The 16962-nt window shown below is 66.5% G+C and carries 13 protein-coding genes; 5 read left to right on the top strand and 8 right to left on the bottom strand.

The window, feature by feature from the left end; all coding sequences use genetic code 11:
• Nucleotides 1-19: 19 nt before the first annotated feature.
• The 3 genes from ACPP3B_RS01065 to ACPP3B_RS01055 form a co-directional block, all read right to left on the bottom strand.
• Complete coding sequence (locus tag ACPP3B_RS01065) at nt 20-1498, bottom strand: NAD-dependent succinate-semialdehyde dehydrogenase (RefSeq protein ID WP_424859484.1); 1479 nt, start codon at nt 1496-1498, stop codon at nt 20-22.
• Between the two features lie 122 nt (nt 1499-1620).
• The gene (locus ACPP3B_RS01060) at nt 1621-2835 is read right to left on the bottom strand and encodes a CaiB/BaiF CoA transferase family protein (protein WP_424859483.1); all 1215 of its coding nucleotides are present in this window, start codon (nt 2833-2835) and stop codon (nt 1621-1623) included.
• A gap of 9 nt (nt 2836-2844) precedes the next feature.
• Complete coding sequence (locus ACPP3B_RS01055) at nt 2845-4032, bottom strand: acyl-CoA dehydrogenase (RefSeq protein WP_424859482.1); 1188 nt, start codon at nt 4030-4032, stop codon at nt 2845-2847.
• 135 nt (nt 4033-4167) lie between these two features.
• Between ACPP3B_RS01055 and ACPP3B_RS01050 the strand changes: the two genes are divergently transcribed.
• Both ACPP3B_RS01050 and ACPP3B_RS01045 read left to right on the top strand, forming a co-directional pair.
• The gene (locus tag ACPP3B_RS01050) at nt 4168-5154 is read left to right on the top strand and encodes a LysR substrate-binding domain-containing protein (protein WP_424859481.1); all 987 of its coding nucleotides are present in this window, start codon (nt 4168-4170) and stop codon (nt 5152-5154) included.
• 47 nt (nt 5155-5201) lie between these two features.
• The gene (locus ACPP3B_RS01045) at nt 5202-5516 is read left to right on the top strand and encodes a CcdB family protein (protein WP_299021587.1); all 315 of its coding nucleotides are present in this window, start codon (nt 5202-5204) and stop codon (nt 5514-5516) included.
• Here the strand turns inward: ACPP3B_RS01045 and gabT are convergent.
• Nucleotides 5504-6829, bottom strand: a complete 1326-nt coding sequence (gene gabT, locus ACPP3B_RS01040) for a 4-aminobutyrate--2-oxoglutarate transaminase (protein WP_299021585.1) — start codon at nt 6827-6829, stop codon at nt 5504-5506. The two genes, ACPP3B_RS01045 and gabT, sit on opposite strands and share 13 nt — an antisense overlap.
• 180 nt (nt 6830-7009) lie before the next feature.
• Here gabT and ACPP3B_RS01035 point away from each other — a divergent pair, with 180 nt between their 5' ends.
• The gene (locus ACPP3B_RS01035) at nt 7010-8416 is read left to right on the top strand and encodes a PLP-dependent aminotransferase family protein (protein WP_424860206.1); all 1407 of its coding nucleotides are present in this window, start codon (nt 7010-7012) and stop codon (nt 8414-8416) included.
• Nucleotides 8417-8502: 86 nt separating this feature from the next.
• Nucleotides 8503-10635 (top strand): PhoX family protein, encoded by a 2133-nt coding sequence (locus ACPP3B_RS01030; protein ID WP_424859480.1) that lies wholly within the window; start codon nt 8503-8505, stop codon nt 10633-10635.
• A gap of 23 nt (nt 10636-10658) precedes the next feature.
• On the opposite strand, the gene ACPP3B_RS01025 is transcribed toward ACPP3B_RS01030, so the two are convergent.
• The 4 genes from ACPP3B_RS01025 to grpE form a co-directional block, all read right to left on the bottom strand.
• Nucleotides 10659-12023, bottom strand: coding sequence for an MBL fold metallo-hydrolase (locus tag ACPP3B_RS01025; protein WP_424859479.1), 1365 nt, complete (start codon nt 12021-12023; stop codon nt 10659-10661).
• Nucleotides 12024-12133: 110 nt separating this feature from the next.
• Nucleotides 12134-13264: a molecular chaperone DnaJ gene (gene dnaJ, locus ACPP3B_RS01020; protein ID WP_424859478.1), complete on the bottom strand. Its 1131-nt coding sequence runs from the start codon at nt 13262-13264 to the stop codon at nt 12134-12136.
• Between the two features lie 83 nt (nt 13265-13347).
• Complete coding sequence (gene dnaK, locus ACPP3B_RS01015; RefSeq protein ID WP_299019828.1) at nt 13348-15294, bottom strand: molecular chaperone DnaK; 1947 nt, start codon at nt 15292-15294, stop codon at nt 13348-13350.
• 111 nt (nt 15295-15405) lie between these two features.
• The gene (gene grpE / locus ACPP3B_RS01010; RefSeq protein ID WP_299019826.1) at nt 15406-15972 is read right to left on the bottom strand and encodes a nucleotide exchange factor GrpE; all 567 of its coding nucleotides are present in this window, start codon (nt 15970-15972) and stop codon (nt 15406-15408) included.
• A 98-nt stretch (nt 15973-16070) separates the two neighbouring features.
• Between grpE and ACPP3B_RS01005 the strand changes: the two genes are divergently transcribed.
• The gene (locus tag ACPP3B_RS01005) at nt 16071-16928 is read left to right on the top strand and encodes a fumarylacetoacetate hydrolase family protein (RefSeq protein ID WP_299019824.1); all 858 of its coding nucleotides are present in this window, start codon (nt 16071-16073) and stop codon (nt 16926-16928) included.
• The last annotated feature ends 34 nt before the right edge of the window (nt 16929-16962 follow it).

The following is a 16962-nucleotide window of genomic DNA, read 5'->3' as shown; positions in this document are numbered from 1 at the left end:
GGCCGCGCCCGGTGTGGGGTTACTTCAACACGTCGCCGATGCAGACGTACTTGAGCTCGACGTACTCGTCGATGCCGTGGTGCGATCCCTCACGCCCTAGGCCCGATTGTTTGACGCCGCCGAAGGGAACGTGCTCGGTGGCCAGGATGCCGACGTTGACACCGACCATGCCATATTCCAGCGCCTCGGCCACGCGGAAGATGCGCCCCACGTCACGGCTGTAGAAGTAGCTCGCCAGTCCGTATTCGGTGTTATTGGCCAGGCGGATGACTTCGTCCTCGGTGCGGAACTTGAACACCGGCGCAAAGGGGCCAAAGGTTTCCTCGCGCGCACACAGCATGTCCGGCGTGGCGTCGGCCACCACCGTTGGCGCATAAAACAGACCGCCCAGCCGGTGGCCGCCGGTGAGCACGCGGCCGCCCTTGGCCAGCGCATCGTCCACGTGCCGTTGGACTTTTTCTACCGCGGCTTCCTCGATCAGCGGCCCCTGATTCACGCCTTCGTCGAACCCGTTGCCCACCTTGGCCGTGGCCACCTTGGCGGCAAATTTGTGCACGAAGGTCTCGTACACCCCCTCCTGCACGTAGATGCGGTTGGAGCACACGCAGGTCTGCCCCGCGTTGCGGTACTTGCTGGCGAAGGCACCGTCGACCGCGCTGTCGATGTCCGCGTCGTCGAACACGATGAAGGGCGCATTGCCACCCAGTTCCAGCGAGAGCTTCTTGACCGTGGGGCCGCTTTGCGCCATGAGGATGCGGCCCACTTCGGTGGAACCAGTAAAGCTCAGGTGCCGCACCACGTCGCTGTCGCACAACACCCGACCGATGGCGATGCTGCCCGGCCCATCGCTCGTCAGCACGTTGAGCACACCCGCGGGGATGCCGGCGCGCAGCGCCAGCTCCGCAGCGGCCAGTGCCGTCAGCGGGGTTTGCTCGGCCGGTTTGATTACCACCGTGCAGCCGGCCGCCAGTGCTGGAGCGACTTTGCGCGTGATCATGGCCAGCGGAAAGTTCCAGGGCGTGATCGCCGCGCACACGCCGATGGGCTGCTTGAGTACCAACAGGCGGCGGTTGTTGTCGAAGGGGGGAAGGGTTTCGCCGTTGACGCGCTTGGCCTCCTCGGCAAACCACTCGACGAAGCTGGCGCCATAAGCCACCTCGCCCTTGGCCTCGGGCAGGGGTTTGCCCTGCTCAGCGGTCATGATGCGCGCCAGATCGTCCTGATGGGCCATCAGCAGGTCGTACCATCGACGCAGAATGTTGGCGCGCTCCTTGGCCGTCTTGCTCCGCCACGCGGGCCACGCCGCGTTGGCCGCATCGATGGCACGCTGGGCATCGCCCGGGTCCAGCTTGGCTACCCGCGCCAGCTCCTGCCCGGTGGCGGGGTCGGTCACGGCAAAGCGCTCGGGTGCGGCCACCCAATGGCCATCGATCAGCGCGTCGGTTTTGAGCAAGCTCGGATCCCGCAGCTGTACCAGCGGGGTGGCTTTCATGTCCATCGTCGTCTCCGTCGAAAACCGTGGTCAACCACTACTGTAGCGCGTCGTGCACAGTGAGACCGGTACAGCGGGTGACACGGCTTGCCAGGCTGTGTCGGATGGCGGGCCGGTACAGGCCCATGTCACCGCCACCGTGCCTCATCCGTCCCCAGTGCCGGTGGCGCGCGATCGGCGGTGGGACGCTGGCCGTCGAACCGGATGGGGTGCGCCACCATCGGCGGGCGGTCGGCGGTGCCCGGCAGCAGCAGCTCGCGTGCGTGCACGTGGGGGTGGGCCATGACCTGCGCGATGTCGTTGATCGGGGCACACGGTACGCCCGCGGCGTCGAGGGCGCGTACCCAGTCGGCCGTGTCACGCTGGCGTGTCCACTCGGCGATTTGCGGCACCAGCAGCGCGCGGTGTTCCACCCGCGCCGGGTTGGTGGCAAAGCGCGGGTCCTGCGCCACGTCTGGGTGACCCGCCACGTCGCAAAAGCGTTGAAACTGGCCGTCGTTGCCCACGGCCAGCACCAGATGCCCGTCGCGCGTGGGGAAGGCCTGGTACGGCACGATGTTGGGGTGCGCATTGCCCATGCGCCGTGGTGTGCGCTGCCCGATGAGTTGGTTGCTGGCCTGGTTGGCCAGCATGGCCACCTGCACGTCGAACAGCGACGCATCCAGCACGCGGCCGCGGCCGGTGCGGTCGCGCTCGACCAGCGCTGCCAGGATGGCGGTGGCGGCATATACCCCGGTCATGAGGTCGGTCACGGCCACCCCCACCTTCTGTGGTTCACCGTCGGGCTCGCCGGTGATGCTCATCAATCCTCCCTCGGCCTGGATGGCAAAGTCGTAACCCGCCTTGTGCGCCAGCGGCCCGTTTTGCCCGTAGCCGGTGATGGAGCAGTAGATCAACCGCGGGTTGACGGCCTGTAGATTGGCGGCATCCAGTCCATACTTGGCCAGTTGCCCGACCTTGTAGTTTTCGATCAGCACATCGGCCTCGCGGGCCAGCGTGCGTACCTGCTCGGCGCCCTCTGGGGTGGCTAGGTCGATGGTGATCGAGCGCTTGCCGCGATTGGCGCAAATGAAGTAGGCCGACTGGCGCCGTTCGGGTTGGGCGGGGTCAGGCTGCCACCATGGCGGCCCCCAGGTGCGGGTGTCGTCGCCGCTGCCGGGGCGCTCGACTTTGAGCACATCGGCGCCATAGTCGGCCAGGATCTGGCTCGCCCACGGTCCAGCCAGCACGCGCGACAAATCGAGCACGCGCACCCCCGCCAGCGGCCGGGGCGGGGTGGCGTTGGGGCGGTTCTCGGTGCCGGGTGCCGCGGCGGGGCAGGGGGCAGCAATGGGCGCGTTCATGCGGTGGCCTTAGTTGGCGAACGCCGCGATGCCGGTGATGGCGCGGCCCAGAATGAGTGCGTGGATGTCGTGCGTGCCTTCGTAGGTGTTGACCACTTCCAGATTCACCAAGTGGCGCGCCACGCCGTATTCGTCGCTGATGCCGTTGCCGCCCATCATGTCGCGGGCCATGCGCGCGATGTCGAGCGCCTTGCCGCAGCTGTTGCGCTTGAGGATAGACGTCAGCTCCACCGGCGCCTTGCCCTCGTCCTTGAGGCGCCCCAGCCGCAGGCAGCCCTGCAGGCCCAGGCTGATTTCGGTCAGCATGTCGGCCAGCTTTTTTTGGATGAGCTGGTTGGCGGCCAGTGGCCGGCCGAACTGCTGGCGATCCAGCACATATTGCCGCGCGCGGTGATAGCAGTCCTCGGCTGCGCCCAGCGCGCCCCAGGCGATGCCGTAGCGCGCGCTGTTGAGGCACGTGAACGGCCCCTTGAGCCCCCGCACGCCGGGGAAGGCGTTTTCCTCGGGGCAAAAGACCTGGTCCATCACGATTTCGCCGGTGATGGATGCGCGCAAGCCCACCTTACCGTGAATCGCCGGGGCAGACAACCCCTTCCAGCCTTTTTCCAGGATGAAGCCACGGATCTGTCCCTCGTCGTCCTTGGCCCAGACCACGAACACGTCGGCGATGGGGCTGTTGGTGATCCACATCTTGGCGCCGGTGAGCGTGTATCCACCCGGCACCTTGCGCGCGCGGGTGATCATGCCAGCCGGGTCGCTGCCGTGGTTGGGCTCGGTCAGGCCAAAGCAGCCGACCCACTCGCCTGTGGCCAGTTTGGGCAGGTATTTTTGTTTCTGCGCCTCGGTGCCGAATTCGTGGATCGGCACCATCACCAGCGAAGACTGCACGCTCATCATGCTGCGGTAGCCGCTGTCCACCCGCTCGACTTCGCGCGCGATCAGACCGTAGCTCACGTAGTTGAGCCCGGCGCCGCCGTACTGCTCGGGGATGGTGGGGCCGAGCAGGCCGATTTCGCCCATTTCGTTGAAGATTGCGCGGTCGGTTTTCTCGTGCCGGAACGCCTCTTGCACACGTGGCAGCAGCCGCTCTTGGCAGTAAGTGCGTGCCGCATCGCGCACGGCGCGCTCATCGGGCGTGAGTTGATCGTCCAGAAAAAACGGGTCGGCCCAGTCGAAGGCAACCTTGGGTTGGCTCATGGTGTGTCCTTGGTGTGATGAAAAGAGGGGGCGTGTCGCACGCCAGTCGAAGGCATGGTAGTGGCTGGCTCGCGCCCGCGCAAACGAATTTTTCTGCGCCGGTTATGATCTCAACGCATATCTGAAAGGACCACTGTGCGTCGCCGCCTGCCCTCCACTCAGGCCCTGCAATGCTTCGAGGCCGCTGCGCGCCACCAAAGCTTCACGCGCGCCGCGCAAGAACTGGCGCTCACCCAAGGGGCCGTGTCGCGCCAGGTGGCGGCGCTGGAGGCGTTTTTGGGCGTGCGGCTGTTTCGGCGCACGCAGCACGGCATGGTGCTGACCCCCGCGGGGGAAGACTACGCACGCCAAGTGCGTGAACGGCTGGATGCGCTGGAGCGCGACGTGGTGGACGTGATGGGGCGCCAAGGGCAGGGCGACAGCGTCACGCTGGCCACCGTCCCCACCTTTGCCACGCGCTGGCTGATCCCGCGCCTGCCGCGGCTTGCCGCACGTCAGCCCCACTTGCTGGTGCACCTGGAGACGCGCACGCGCCCGTTTCTGTTCCCCGACAGTGGCCTGGACGCGGCCATCTGGGCCGGCACGCCGCAGCAGTTGCAGCAATGGGCCGGCACGCGTGCCACTCCCCTGCTGGACGAGGATGTGCTGCCCGTGTGCAGCCCGCGCCTGCTGGTAGCGGCGGGGGCCGACGTGGGTGAAGGCGTCGATCCCGAGGTGTTGGCCCACTGGCCGCTGCTGCAGCAAGCCACCCGACCCGAGGCATGGCGCCAGTGGTTTGACGCGCAGGGCGTGGACGCCCCGCGCGCGATGGCAGGCCCCCGGTACGAGTTGTTTTCCATGCAGGCGGCTGCGGCCATCGCGGGGCTGGGCGTGGCCCTCATGCCCACGCTGCTGGTGCAGGACGAATTGGCCAGCGGTGCGCTGGTCGTGGCCTGCCCGCGGCCGCTCAAAGCGCAGCGCGCTTATTATTGGGTGCAACCCGACGGCCCCGAACGGGCCGCGCTGGGCGTGTTCAGGGCGTGGTTATTGGAGGAATGTTCCCACGCCGGGGACATGGCTCGCCAGCACCCGGGTCGCGGTGAGTTGCCTCCAGTCGGCGGCCGTTCCATCTCGGGGGCGTGAGCGGGGCGACGCGCCCCAAGGCCGGTTCGGTTGCGGGATTGCCGACCATGTGCACAGCCTCCACCAGCTCTGTGATGCGTACTTACGCGAGGTGGTGCGCGGCGAGCGAGAGCGCCGATGATCTGCTGGACGGACTGCACACCACGGTGGTGATCCCTTTGCGCCGGCTCGATACCATGAGTGGTATGGCGCCACCCGAGCGACTGATGCCCGTCTTCGATGTCGGGGGCATCACGGTGGTTCTGGAGACTCCCAAGTTGGCCGCCGTACCCCGCCGCGTGCGGCGGCAGCGGGTAGGCAATCTCGCCGACCACCATGACGCCATCGCGTCAGCGCTCGATTTCCTGTTTCACGGATTTTGACCGCTCCTCTTTGCCGCCTTCAGCGCCTCGCCCATGATGGCCAGGCCCTCGTCCAGCAGTGCGTCGCTGGCGGTCAGTGGCACCAGAATGCGGATGACGTTGCCGTACAAGCCGCACGACAGCAGCACCAAGCCGCGCTGCAGCGCTTCGGCGCACAGGCGCTTGGTCAGATCCGCCGCCGGGCGGTTGATGTCGCCGTCTTCGAACAGCTCGATGGCGACCATGGCGCCCAGCCCGCGCACGTCCAGGATCTCGCGGTGCTGTCCCATGAGCGCCGTCAGCCCCGCACGCAGCCGCTCGCCGATGGCGCGCGAGCGGGCCAGCAAGTTTTCTTCCTCGAACACGTCGAGCACCGCCAGCGCGGCCACGCAAGCCAGCGGGTGGCCGGCGTAGGTGCCGCCGAGCCCCCCGGGCAGGGGCTTGTCCATGATCTCGGCCTTGCCGATGACCGCGGCGATGGGAAAGCCGCCCGCCATGCTCTTGGCCATGGTGATGAGGTCGGGCGCCACGCCCCATTGCTCGCATGCCAGCCAGGTGCCGGTGCGACCCGCGCCGGTTTGCACCTCGTCGGCGATGAGGACGATGCCGTGGCGGTCGCACAGCTCGCGCAAGGCGCGTGCAAACTCGAACGGCGCGACGTAAAAGCCGCCTTCGCCCTGCACGGGCTCGAGGATGATGGCCGCAACACGCTCGGGCTCGATGTCGTATTTGAACAGGTGGTGCAGGCTGCGCAGCGCGTCATCGACCGAGATGCCGTGCAGCGGATTGGGAAACTCCGCGTGGTAGATCTCGGCCGGGAAGGGGCCGAAGCCCGCCTTGTAGGGCGCCACCTTGCCGGTGAGCGCCATGCCCAGCAGCGTGCGGCCATGGAAGCCACCGCCAAAGGCGATGACGGCCTGTCGCCCAGTAGCAGCACGGGCGATCTTGACGGCGTTTTCGACCGCCTCTGCCCCCGTGGACTGGAAGAACGCTTTCTTGGGGAAATGACCGGGTGCCTTGGCGCACAGGCGCTCGGCCAGCTCGACGTACGGTTCGTAGGCCAGTACCTGAAAGCACGTGTGGTGCACCTTGTCCAGTTGGGCCTTGACGGCTTCGACGATCTTGGGATGCCGGTGGCCGGTGTTGAGCACGGCGATGCCGCCGGCAAAGTCGATGTAGCGCTTGCCTTCGACATCCCAGACTTCGGCGCCTTCGGCACGCTCGGCAAAAACTTCGTAGGTCTGTCCCAGCCCCGCGGGCAGGGCGGCGCGGCGGCGCGCCATCAGCGTGGCGTTGGTTTTGGCGGCGGTGGACAGTTGGGGATCGCGGTGCATGAGGTGTCTCCGGGGGTGCGGGGCGTCAACGGCGGGTCGGGGGGCGGCGCGGGCATGAAAACGCGCGGCCCTGGTCGAGCCTTGACTGTAAAGGGGTGGGCGGCCCCGATACCATATACAGCCGATGGGCGGCGGTCGATGCACTGTACTGCCGCCGTGCCCGATACAGCCCCCAACACGATGTTCACGCTCGACCCCCAACACCCCACGCCCCTGGTGCAACAAATCGTCGATGGGTTTCGGGACCTGATTCGCAGCGGGGCGCTGCGCCCGGGCGCCAAGGCGCCTTCGATTCGGCAATTCGCGCATGCGCACGGGGTCAGCGTCTATACCGTGGTCGATGCCTACGACCGGTTGGTGGCCTTGGGCTACTTCGTGTCACGGCCGCACTCGGGATTTTTCGTGCGCAGCCGCGACAGCCACGCCGAACCGTCGGCCGACCGCGGCCCGCAGTACCACTTCGACTCGATGTGGTACCTGCGCCGGGTGTTCGAAAACCGCAACTTGCGGCTCAAGCCGGGTTGCGGCTGGCTGCCCGGTGATTGGCTGTTTGGCGATGGCCTCAAACGCAGCCTGCGCGCGCTTGCCGGGGACACGGTCGATCTGGGCGGCTATGGCGAGCCCAAGGGCTTGACCCCGCTGCGCCAGTTGGTCCGTGACCTGTTGGCCGAGCAGGAAATCGTGCTGACCAGCGATCAGGTGCTGCTGACGCACGGCTCCAGCCAGGCGATGGACCTGGTGGCGCGCCGTCTGGTGCAGCCGGGCGACGCCGTGCTGGTGGACGAGCCGGGGTATCCGAACCTGCTGTTTTCGCTGCGTTTTTTGGGGGCGCGCCTGATCGGCGTACCGCGCACCCCGCAGGGTTGGGATCTGACGCTGCTGGAGGAGCGCATTCAGGCGCACCGACCCAAAGTGTTTTTTACCCAGCCGCGGCTACAAAGCCCGACGGGATCGGTGGCACACCTGTCGCATCTGCACCGCGTGGTGCAACTCGCCGAGCGTCACCAACTGTGGGTGGTGGAAAACGACATCTACGCCGACCTGGACCCGGAGCCGCGCCCTTCGCTGGCCAGCCTGGACCAGCTGCAGCGCGTGGTGCACATCGGCAGCTTCTCCAAAACCATTTCGCCCAACCTGCGCGTGGGCTACGTGGCGGCGCACCCGGACGTGCTGGAGGATCTGGCGCAGCTCAAGATGATCTCGGGCCTGACGTCGTCGGAGTTTGCCGAGCGCCTGGCCTATGGGGCCCTGATCGACGGGCGTTGGCGCAAGCACCTGCGCGCGCTGCGCCAGCGCTTGGCCGAGGCGCACCAGCGCACCACAGAGCGGCTCGAGCGCCTCGGATTCCACCTCTTTGCGCAACCCCATGCGGGCATGTTTTTGTGGGCACGCCATCCGGCCATCGAGAATGCCTCGACCCTGGCCTATCAGGCCGCGGAGCAGGACATCCTGCTGGGGCCCGGGCACCTGTTCGGGCTGGACCTCTCGCCCAGCCCCTGGCTGCGCTTCAATGTCGCCTTCTGCGAGGATGAGGCGCTGTGGCGGTTCTTGGCCGAGGCGACGCAGCGGGGCGCTGATCCAGCTTGACGCGAGCCCGACCCCGTTTGTCACCGATTTTTCACGTGATCGATCCACACTGGCGGCGCTTTGTTCAAACTACCAGGAGAACTGTCATGGCGCAAAGCCTGCTGGACGACGATGGCGTGTCCAACCCTTCCCGTGGTGTGCACCTGCAAGAGGTGGTCGACCGCTCACTCGCGGTCGATCCAGGCCGCCGCCGCCTGATGCTGGGTGGCTTGGGCGCGGCGGCGCTACCGTTCTTGGGCATGTTGTCCGCTTGCGGGGGCGGTGATAGCGACAGCGAGGAGCCGGAGCGCATGCTGGGCTTTACCGCCGTGGCGGCGGCGTCGGGCGACGCCGTGGTGGTGCCGGCCGGTTACGTTGCGACCGCCATTTTACCGTGGGGTGAGCCGATCAACGCCAACGGGCCCGCCTGGAAGTCCGATGCCAGCAACACCGCGGTAGAGCAAGAGCTGCAGGTGGGTGACAACCACGACGGTATCCATTTCTTCGGCTTCAACTCCACCGGGAACGGCCCGGGCGAGCGCAGCGACGAAGGTTTGTTGGTGTTCAATCATGAATACGTGAACCTGGAATATTTGTATGCGATCACGTCCGACACCGACCCTGCCAACTGGCTGCTGCCATTCACGTTGGAAAAGGCCCGCAAAGCGCAAGCGGCACACGGCGTCACCGTGGCTCATGTCCGTCGGAAATCGGACGGATCGTGGGAGCATGTCAAGAGCTCGCCCTACAATCGTCGTATCCATGGCAACACGCCGATCACCATTCAGGGCCCGGCTGCCGGCCACCCGTTGATGCGTACGGCGGCCGACCCTACGGGTACGGAAGTTTTGGGGACGCTCAACAACTGCGGCAACGGTTGGACGCCCTGGGGTACGTACCTGACGTGTGAAGAGAATTTCAACGGCTATTTCGGCTGGAATGGCGACCGCACGCCGACCGCGCTGGAAAGCCGTTATGGCATCACCAAGGACGGGTTTGGATATCTGTGGCATACGGTCGATCCACGCTTCGATGTCAATGCGAATCCCAACGAACCCAATCGCTTTGGTTGGATCGTCGAGATCGATCCGTTCTCCCCGGCCTCCAAGCCGGTGAAACGGACGGCGCTGGGCCGATTCAAGCACGAGAATGCTGCCTACTCGATCTCCCCAGACGGCAAAGTGGTCGTCTACATGGGGTGCGACGAGCGTAACGAATACATCTACAAATTCGTCTCGAGCGGTACTTTCGACAAATCACAGCCCTACAGCAGTGCCAATCGGCGCCTGCTGGAGTCGGGTACATTGTACGTCGCCCGATTCGACGCGGGCGCGAAAGCGGGTGACCGCATGGGCACAGGGGTGTGGATCCCGCTCGTTCCATCTACGATCGGTGTCGATGGCAAGGCGTTGCGGGACAACCCCAACTTCGCCGCGGCCAGCGACGCAGAGGTGCAGGCGCTGATCCTCATTAAAGCGCGTCAGGCGGCTGATGCCGTGGGGGCGACCATGATGGATCGTCCGGAATGGGTGGCGGTCAACCCCAAGAACCCCGGTAACGTTTATGTGACGTTGACCAATAATAACCGTCGCGGGTCGAGCCCGGCGTCATCCAACAAGCCCGATGGCACCACGGTGGCCGGTTCCGCGCGTCCCCCGGTGGATGAGGCCAACCCGCGTGCCAACAACGTCTGGGGCCACATCGTGCGTTGGACCGAAGCGGGCAACAACCCCGCGGCGACGTCGTTCGAGTGGGACATCTTTGTGTTGGCGGGGCAACCCTCCGTGACGGGGGACCGCGCGCCCACTAGCAACATCAATGCCAATAACCTCTTCAACAGCCCGGATGGGTTGGCATTTGACGCATTTGGTCGGCTGTGGATTCAAACCGACGGCAGTTTCAGCAACACGGGTGATTTCGCTGGGATGGGCAACAACCAAATGTTGGCTGCCGATCCGGTGACCAAGGAAATCCGACGTTTTCTGGTGGGTCCGTCTGGCTGTGAGGTCACGGGCGTGACGTGGACGCCCGACCGCAAGACCATGTTCGTCAATATCCAGCACCCGGGTGAACTCGGTAGCCATCCCAACCGGCCGAAAAATCCAGATGGGAGTACGTTCACCGACAACCAGATCGCCCGCAACCCGACGGCCTTCTCGCAGTGGCCGACACCGGGTGCACGGCCGCGTTCGGCGACGGTGGTCATCCGGCGCACCGACGGGGGCGTGATCGGCGGTTGAAGCGATGCCAGGCGTGGCGGCCGTCAGGCCGCCCACGTCGCGCCGTGCTCCGGCACCAGCGCTGGCCAGCGCAGTTCGCGCTCGATGCGGCAGCGCAGGGCGTCGGCGGCATCGGCTTCGCCGTGGGTGACGAAGACGCGGCGCGGTGTGCCCGGAATGGCGCGCAGCCACGCCATCAAGCCGTCCGCGTCGGCGTGGGCCGAGGCGGTCATGAGCTGAACCACTTCAGCCTGCACGGGCCAGTCTTGGCCGTGGATGCGCAGCGTGGTTGCACCGCGCAACAGGCTGTCGCCCCGGGTGCCGGGAGCCTGGTAGCCGGTCAGCAGCACCATGTGGCGGTGATCGCCCAGGTAGAGCTTGAGGTGGTGCAGGACCCGCCCCCCCGTGGCCATGCCGCTACCGGCCAGGATGACCTTGGGGCCGTGGTGGCGCGCGATCGCTTTCGACTCGTCAGGGGTGCGGGCCGCGTGCACGGCCTGCGTCATGTGCTGCACCTGCGCCGCACTCAGGCGGTGCTCGCCCAGGTGGCGGGCCAGCAGCGCGGTGGCCTGGATGGCCATGGGGCTGTCCAGGTACACGGCCAGTGCCCGGGGCAGCCGTTGTTGGCGCTTGAGGACATCGATCGCGTGCAGCAGCGCCTGCGCGCGCCCCACCGCAAAGACCGGCACGACCACCGTGCCGCCGCGGGCGGCCGCGCGCGCGAGTGGGTCGGCGATTTCATCGATCAGATTCCCCGCGGGGTGCAGCCGGTTGCCGTAGGTGGACTCGACCACCACCGCATCCGCCGCAGGCGGGGGGTCGGGCGGAAACATCAGGGTGTCGTCCGCCCGACCCAGGTCGCCCGAAAACAGCAGCCGGCGGCCACCCACCTCGATCAGCACCGACGCCGCGCCCAGAATGTGGCCCGCGCCAAAGAACTGCACCTGCCAGCCTGGGATCGGCTCGAAACGCTGGTACAGCGGCTGCGGCCGCAGCAGCCGCAGTGCGCGTTGGGCGTCTTCTACTGTGTACAGGGGCAGTGCCGGCGAGTGCTTGGAAAAGCCATGCCGGTTGGCAAAGGCGGCGTCTTCTTCCTGCAGGTGCGCGCTGTCGGGCAGCAGGATCTCACACAGGTCGCGTGTGGCGTGGGTGCACCAGACTTTGCCGTGAAACCCCTCGCGCGCCAGCACCGGCAGATAGCCACTGTGGTCGATGTGGGCGTGCGTGAGCACCACGGCCCGGATCTGGTTGGGCACGATCGGCAACGGCGTGCGGTTGCGCAGGCGCAGCGCTTTGTAGCCCTGAAACAGTCCGCAGTCCACCAGCAGCGCGTCACTGCCGTGTTGCACCAAGTACTTGGAGCCGGTGACGGTGCCGGCGCCGCCTAGAAACTGTATGCGCACGTCCATGCGTCCATGGTAACGCACGGCGCAACAGCGCCCGTGGCTGCGTCAGCGTGGCGGCGGGCGCCACAGGCGGCGCAGGGCAGAGGAGGCCCGCCGTTGGACCTCGTGCCCCTTTACCCGAAAAAATCGCGGGCCTTCTCGAACCAGCCCTTTTCGTTCGGGCTGTGTTTGTGGCCGCCTTTTTTGAACGACTCGTCCAGCTCCCGCAGCAGGCGGCGCTGGTGCTCGGTCAGTTTGACGGGCGTCTCGACCGCGATGTGGGCGTACAGGTCACCAGGGTAGCTGGAGCGCACGCCCTTGATGCCGCGGCCGCGCAGGCGGAAGGTCTTGCCATGCTGCGTGCCTTCCGGGATGTCGATGGTGGCCTTGCCGTCCAGCGTCGGCACGTCCACCTCGCCGCCCAGGGCTGCCGTGGTGATGCTGATGGGCACCTGCACGTGCAAGTCGTCGCCATCGCGCTCGAACAGCTCGTGCTTGCGGATGCGGATCTCGATATAGAGGTCGCCCGGTGGGCCGCCGTTGCGCCCCGGCTCGCCGTTGCCGCTGGAGCGGATGCGCATCCCGTCATCGATGCCCGCGGGAATCTTGATCTCCAGCGTCTTGTGGCGCTTGATTTTGCCCTCGCCATGGCAGGTCGGGCAGGGCTCGGGGATGATCTTGCCGCTGCCGTGGCAGTGCGGGCAGGTCTGCTGCACACTGAAGAAGCCCTGGCGCATCTGCACGACGCCATTGCCGTGGCAGGTGGGGCAGGTCTTGGCGCTGGTGCCGGGCTTGGCACCCGTGCCGCGGCACGTGTCGCAATCCTCCCAGCTCGGGATGCGGATCTGCGCCTCCTTGCCGCGGGCGGCTTCCTCCAGCGTGATCTCCATCGCGTACGACAGGTCACTGCCGCGGTACATCTGGCGGCCGCGCGCTCCGCGCGGGGCGCCAAAGATGTCGCCAAAGATGTCGCCAAACGCTTCCGAGAAGCCTGCGAAACCGTCACCACCGCCCGCGCCACCGCGCAGGTTCGGGTCGACCCCGGCGTGCCCGTACTGGTCGTACGCGGCGCGCTTTTGTGGGTCGGACAGCATCTCGTAGGCTTCCTTGACCTCCTTGAACTTTTCCTCCGCCGCCTTGGCCGCCTCGCCCTGGTTGCGGTCGGGGTGGTATTTCATGGCCAGCTTGCGGTACGCCTTCTTGATGTCGTCCTCGCTGGCGTTGCGGGCCACGCCCAGGATTTCGTAGTAGTCACGTTTGGCCATGTCGGTCCACGGGTGTCATTAGGACGAAAGCCGCGCCGGGGGACGAGCCCCCTGCGCGGCGCTGAGTGGGCGAGCAAGCGGGATCAGTCGCGCTTGACTTCCTTGACCTCGGCATCGACGATGTCGTCGGCCCCGGCAGCGGCGCTGGCGCCGCCCGCCGCGCCGCCCGCGCCAGCGGCCCCGCCGCCGGCCGCCTGCGCGGCAGCCTGGCTGTCGGCGTACATCTTCTCACCCAGCTTCTGGCTGGCCTGCATCAGGGCTTCGGTCTTGGCCTCGATCGCGGCCTTGTCGTCGCCCTTGACGGCCTCCTCCAGGCTCTGGATCGCCGCTTCGATCTTGTCCTTCTCGCCCGCCTCGAGCTTGTCACCGTACTCCTTGAGGCTCTTGCGCACGCTGCTGATGAGCGCATCGGCCTGGTTGCGCGCCTGCACCAGCTCGACCTTCTTCTTGTCCTCGGCGGCGTTGAGCTCGGCGTCCTTCACCATGCGCTCGATCTCCTCCTCGGTCAGGCCGGAGTTCGCCTTGATGGTGATCTTGTTTTCCTTGCCCGTGCCCTTGTCCTTGGCGCTGACGTGCAGGATGCCGTTGGCGTCGATGTCGAACGTGACTTCGATCTGCGGGATGCCGCGCGGCGCCGGCGGGATGCCCTCCAGGTTGAATTCGCCCAGCAGCTTGTTGCCCGCCGCCATTTCGCGCTCGCCCTGGTAGACCTTGATCGTCACCGCCGGCTGGTTGTCCTCGGCGGTCGAGAACACCTGACTGAACTTGGTCGGGATCGTGGTGTTCTTCTTGATCATCTTGGTCATGACGCCGCCCATGGTCTCGATGCCCAGCGACAGCGGGGTGACGTCGAGCAGCAGCACGTCCTTGCGCTCACCGGCCAGCACCGAGCCTTGGATGGCCGCACCCACGGCCACCGCCTCGTCGGGGTTGACGTCCTTGCGCGGATCCTTGCCGAAGAACTCCTTGACCTTCTCCTGCACCTTGGGCATGCGCGTCATGCCGCCAACCAGGATCACGTCGTCGATGTCGCTGACCTTGATGCCCGCGTCCTTGATGGCGATGCGGCACGGCTCGATGGTGCGCTCGATGAGGTCTTCCACCAGGCTCTCCAGCTTGGCGCGGGTGAGCTTGATGTTGAGGTGCTTCGGCCCCGTCGCGTCCGCCGTGATGTAGGGCAGGTTGATGTCGGTCTGCGAGCTGTTGGACAGCTCGATCTTGGCCTTCTCGGCGGCCTCTTTCAGGCGCTGCAGCGCGAGCACGTCCTTGGTCAGATCGACGCCTTGCTCCTTCTTGAACTCGGTGATGACGTAGTCGATGATGCGCTGGTCGAAGTCCTCTCCACCCAGGAAGGTGTCGCCGTTGGTCGAGAGCACCTCGAACTGCTTTTCGCCATCGACGTCGGCGATCTCGATGATCGAGATGTCGAACGTGCCGCCGCCCAGGTCATAAACCGCGATCTTGCGGTCGCCTTTGCCGGCCTTGTCCAGACCGAAGGCGAGCGCGGCCGCCGTCGGCTCGTTGATGATGCGCTTGACCTCCAGCCCCGCGATGCGGCCGGCATCCTTGGTGGCTTGGCGCTGCGCGTCGTTGAAGTACGCCGGCACCGTAATGACGGCCTCGGTCACTGGCTCACCCAGGTAGTCCTCGGCGGTCTTCTTCATCTTGCGCAGCACCTCGGCGCTGACCTGCGGCGGCGCGAGCTTTTGGCCCCGCACCTCGACCCAGGCGTCACCGTTGTCGGCCGGCACGATCTTATAGGGCATCAGTTCGATGTCCTTTTGCACCTCTTTTTCGGTGAACTTGCGGCCGATCAGGCGCTTGACGGCGAACAAGGTGTTCTTCGGGTTGGTGACGGCCTGGCGCTTGGCGGGCGCGCCCACCAGGATCTCGCCATCCTCCATGTACGCGACGACGGAGGGCGTGGTGCGCGCGCCCTCGCTGTTTTCGATGACCTTGGGCGTGCCGCCCTCCATGACGGCCACGCACGAGTTGGTGGTGCCCAGGTCGATACCAATGATCTTGCCCATGAAAATGCTCCTGAATGTGTGGAAATGGCGGTTCAATCCGCGATCTATGAATTAGATGAGGGCACCCGCGTCGGATTCAAGGGGAGGCGCGGGCCCGCAGTGCGCTTCGCGTTACTGCGGAGCCGCCACCGTGACCAGCGCGGGACGCAACACGCGCTCGGCCATCAGGTAACCCTTTTGCAGCGTCGCGACCACGGTGTTGGCCGGCTGGTCGCTGGGCACCATGCCAATGGCCTGGTGCTGATGGGGGTCGAAACGGTCGCCCGGCGCCGGCACGATGGGGGTGATTTTGTGCCGTGCCAGCGCGGCGAGCAACTGCTGCAAGGTGGCTTGCGTGCCCTCGCGGATTTGCTCCAGCGTGGCGTCTTGTGCGGCCAAGCCGGCCTCCAGGCTGTCCACCACCGGCAGCAAGCTCTCGGCCAGGGCCTCGACGGCAAACTTGCGCACCTTGGCGATCTCCTCCTCGGCGCGGCGGCGGGTATTTTCGGCGTCGGCCAAGGCACGCAGCACTTGCTCGTTCAGCTCGGCGTTGCGCTGGCGCAACTGTTGCAGCTCGCTTTGCAGGTCGGCGCCGTTGCCGGTGGCGGATGCGCCGGCAGACGCGTTCGTGGCACCGGCGGCCGGTGCGGCGTCGGCGGTGGACGGGGATTCGGTGTTTGGGGTTTGCGTATCGGTCATGGTGTCGCGACAATCCGTAAAAAAGGACGAAACTATCGATCCTGTATGGGGGCGCTTGGGCCCTTTTTCAAGGGCCCCCTGGCCCGCGGAGTAAAGACATGAAACTGTTTCGTTACGGCCCACCGGGTGACGAGCGCCCGGGGATGCTGGACGCCAGCGGGCAGCGGCGCGACCTCGGTGGCATCATTGGTGACCTCACTGCCTCGACCCTGACCCCGGATGCACTGGCGCGGCTGGCGCGCATCGATCCCACCCGGCTGCCGTTGGTAGCCCCCGACGCCCGCCTCGGTCCACCGGTGGGCGGCATCGGCAACGTGCTGGCAATTGGCCTCAATTATGCCGACCATGCCGCTGAGGCGGGTTTGCCGCTGCCGCGGCAGCCCATCGTGTTTAGCAAGCACACGGGCGCCGTCAGCGGCCCGGATGACGACGTGTGGCTGCCACCGGGGGCGGCCAAGCTCGACTGGGAGGTGGAGCTGGCCGTCGTGATCGGGCAGCCCGCCTGGCACGTGCCCCCCGACGCCGCGTTGCGGGTGGTGGCCGGCTACTGTCTGGCCAACGACGTGTCCGAGCGCGCCCACCAGCTGGAGATGGAGGGGCAGTGGATCAAGGGCAAGAGCTACCCTACGCACTGTCCGCTGGGGCCGTGGCTAGTGACGACGGACGAGATCCCCGATCCGCAGGCCGTGGATCTGTGGCTCGACGTCAACGGGGCACCACGCCAGCGCGGCAGTACCCGCACGATGGTATTTGGCGTGGCCGAGCTGGTCAGCTATCTCAGCCGCTTCATGCGCTTGCAGCCCGGCGACGTCATCTTGACCGGTACCCCACCGGGCGTGGGCATGGGGCAGCGGCCCCCGGTCTATCTGCAGCCGGGCGACGTCATCACACTGGGCAGCCCGTTGCTGGGGCGGCAATGCCAGCGGGTGGTCGTGGCGCCGATGGGGCCGGATTGACGCCAGCACGGCCATCGCCACCGGCGGTAGGGTG

Origin of the sequence: Tepidimonas sp. HKU77 (assembly GCF_049728535.1) — a bacterium.
Taxonomy (GTDB): Bacteria; Pseudomonadota; Gammaproteobacteria; order Burkholderiales; family Burkholderiaceae_C; genus Tepidimonas.
Note: the sequence above shows the minus strand (reverse complement) of the source record. Positions and strands in the feature narration are given on the sequence as shown.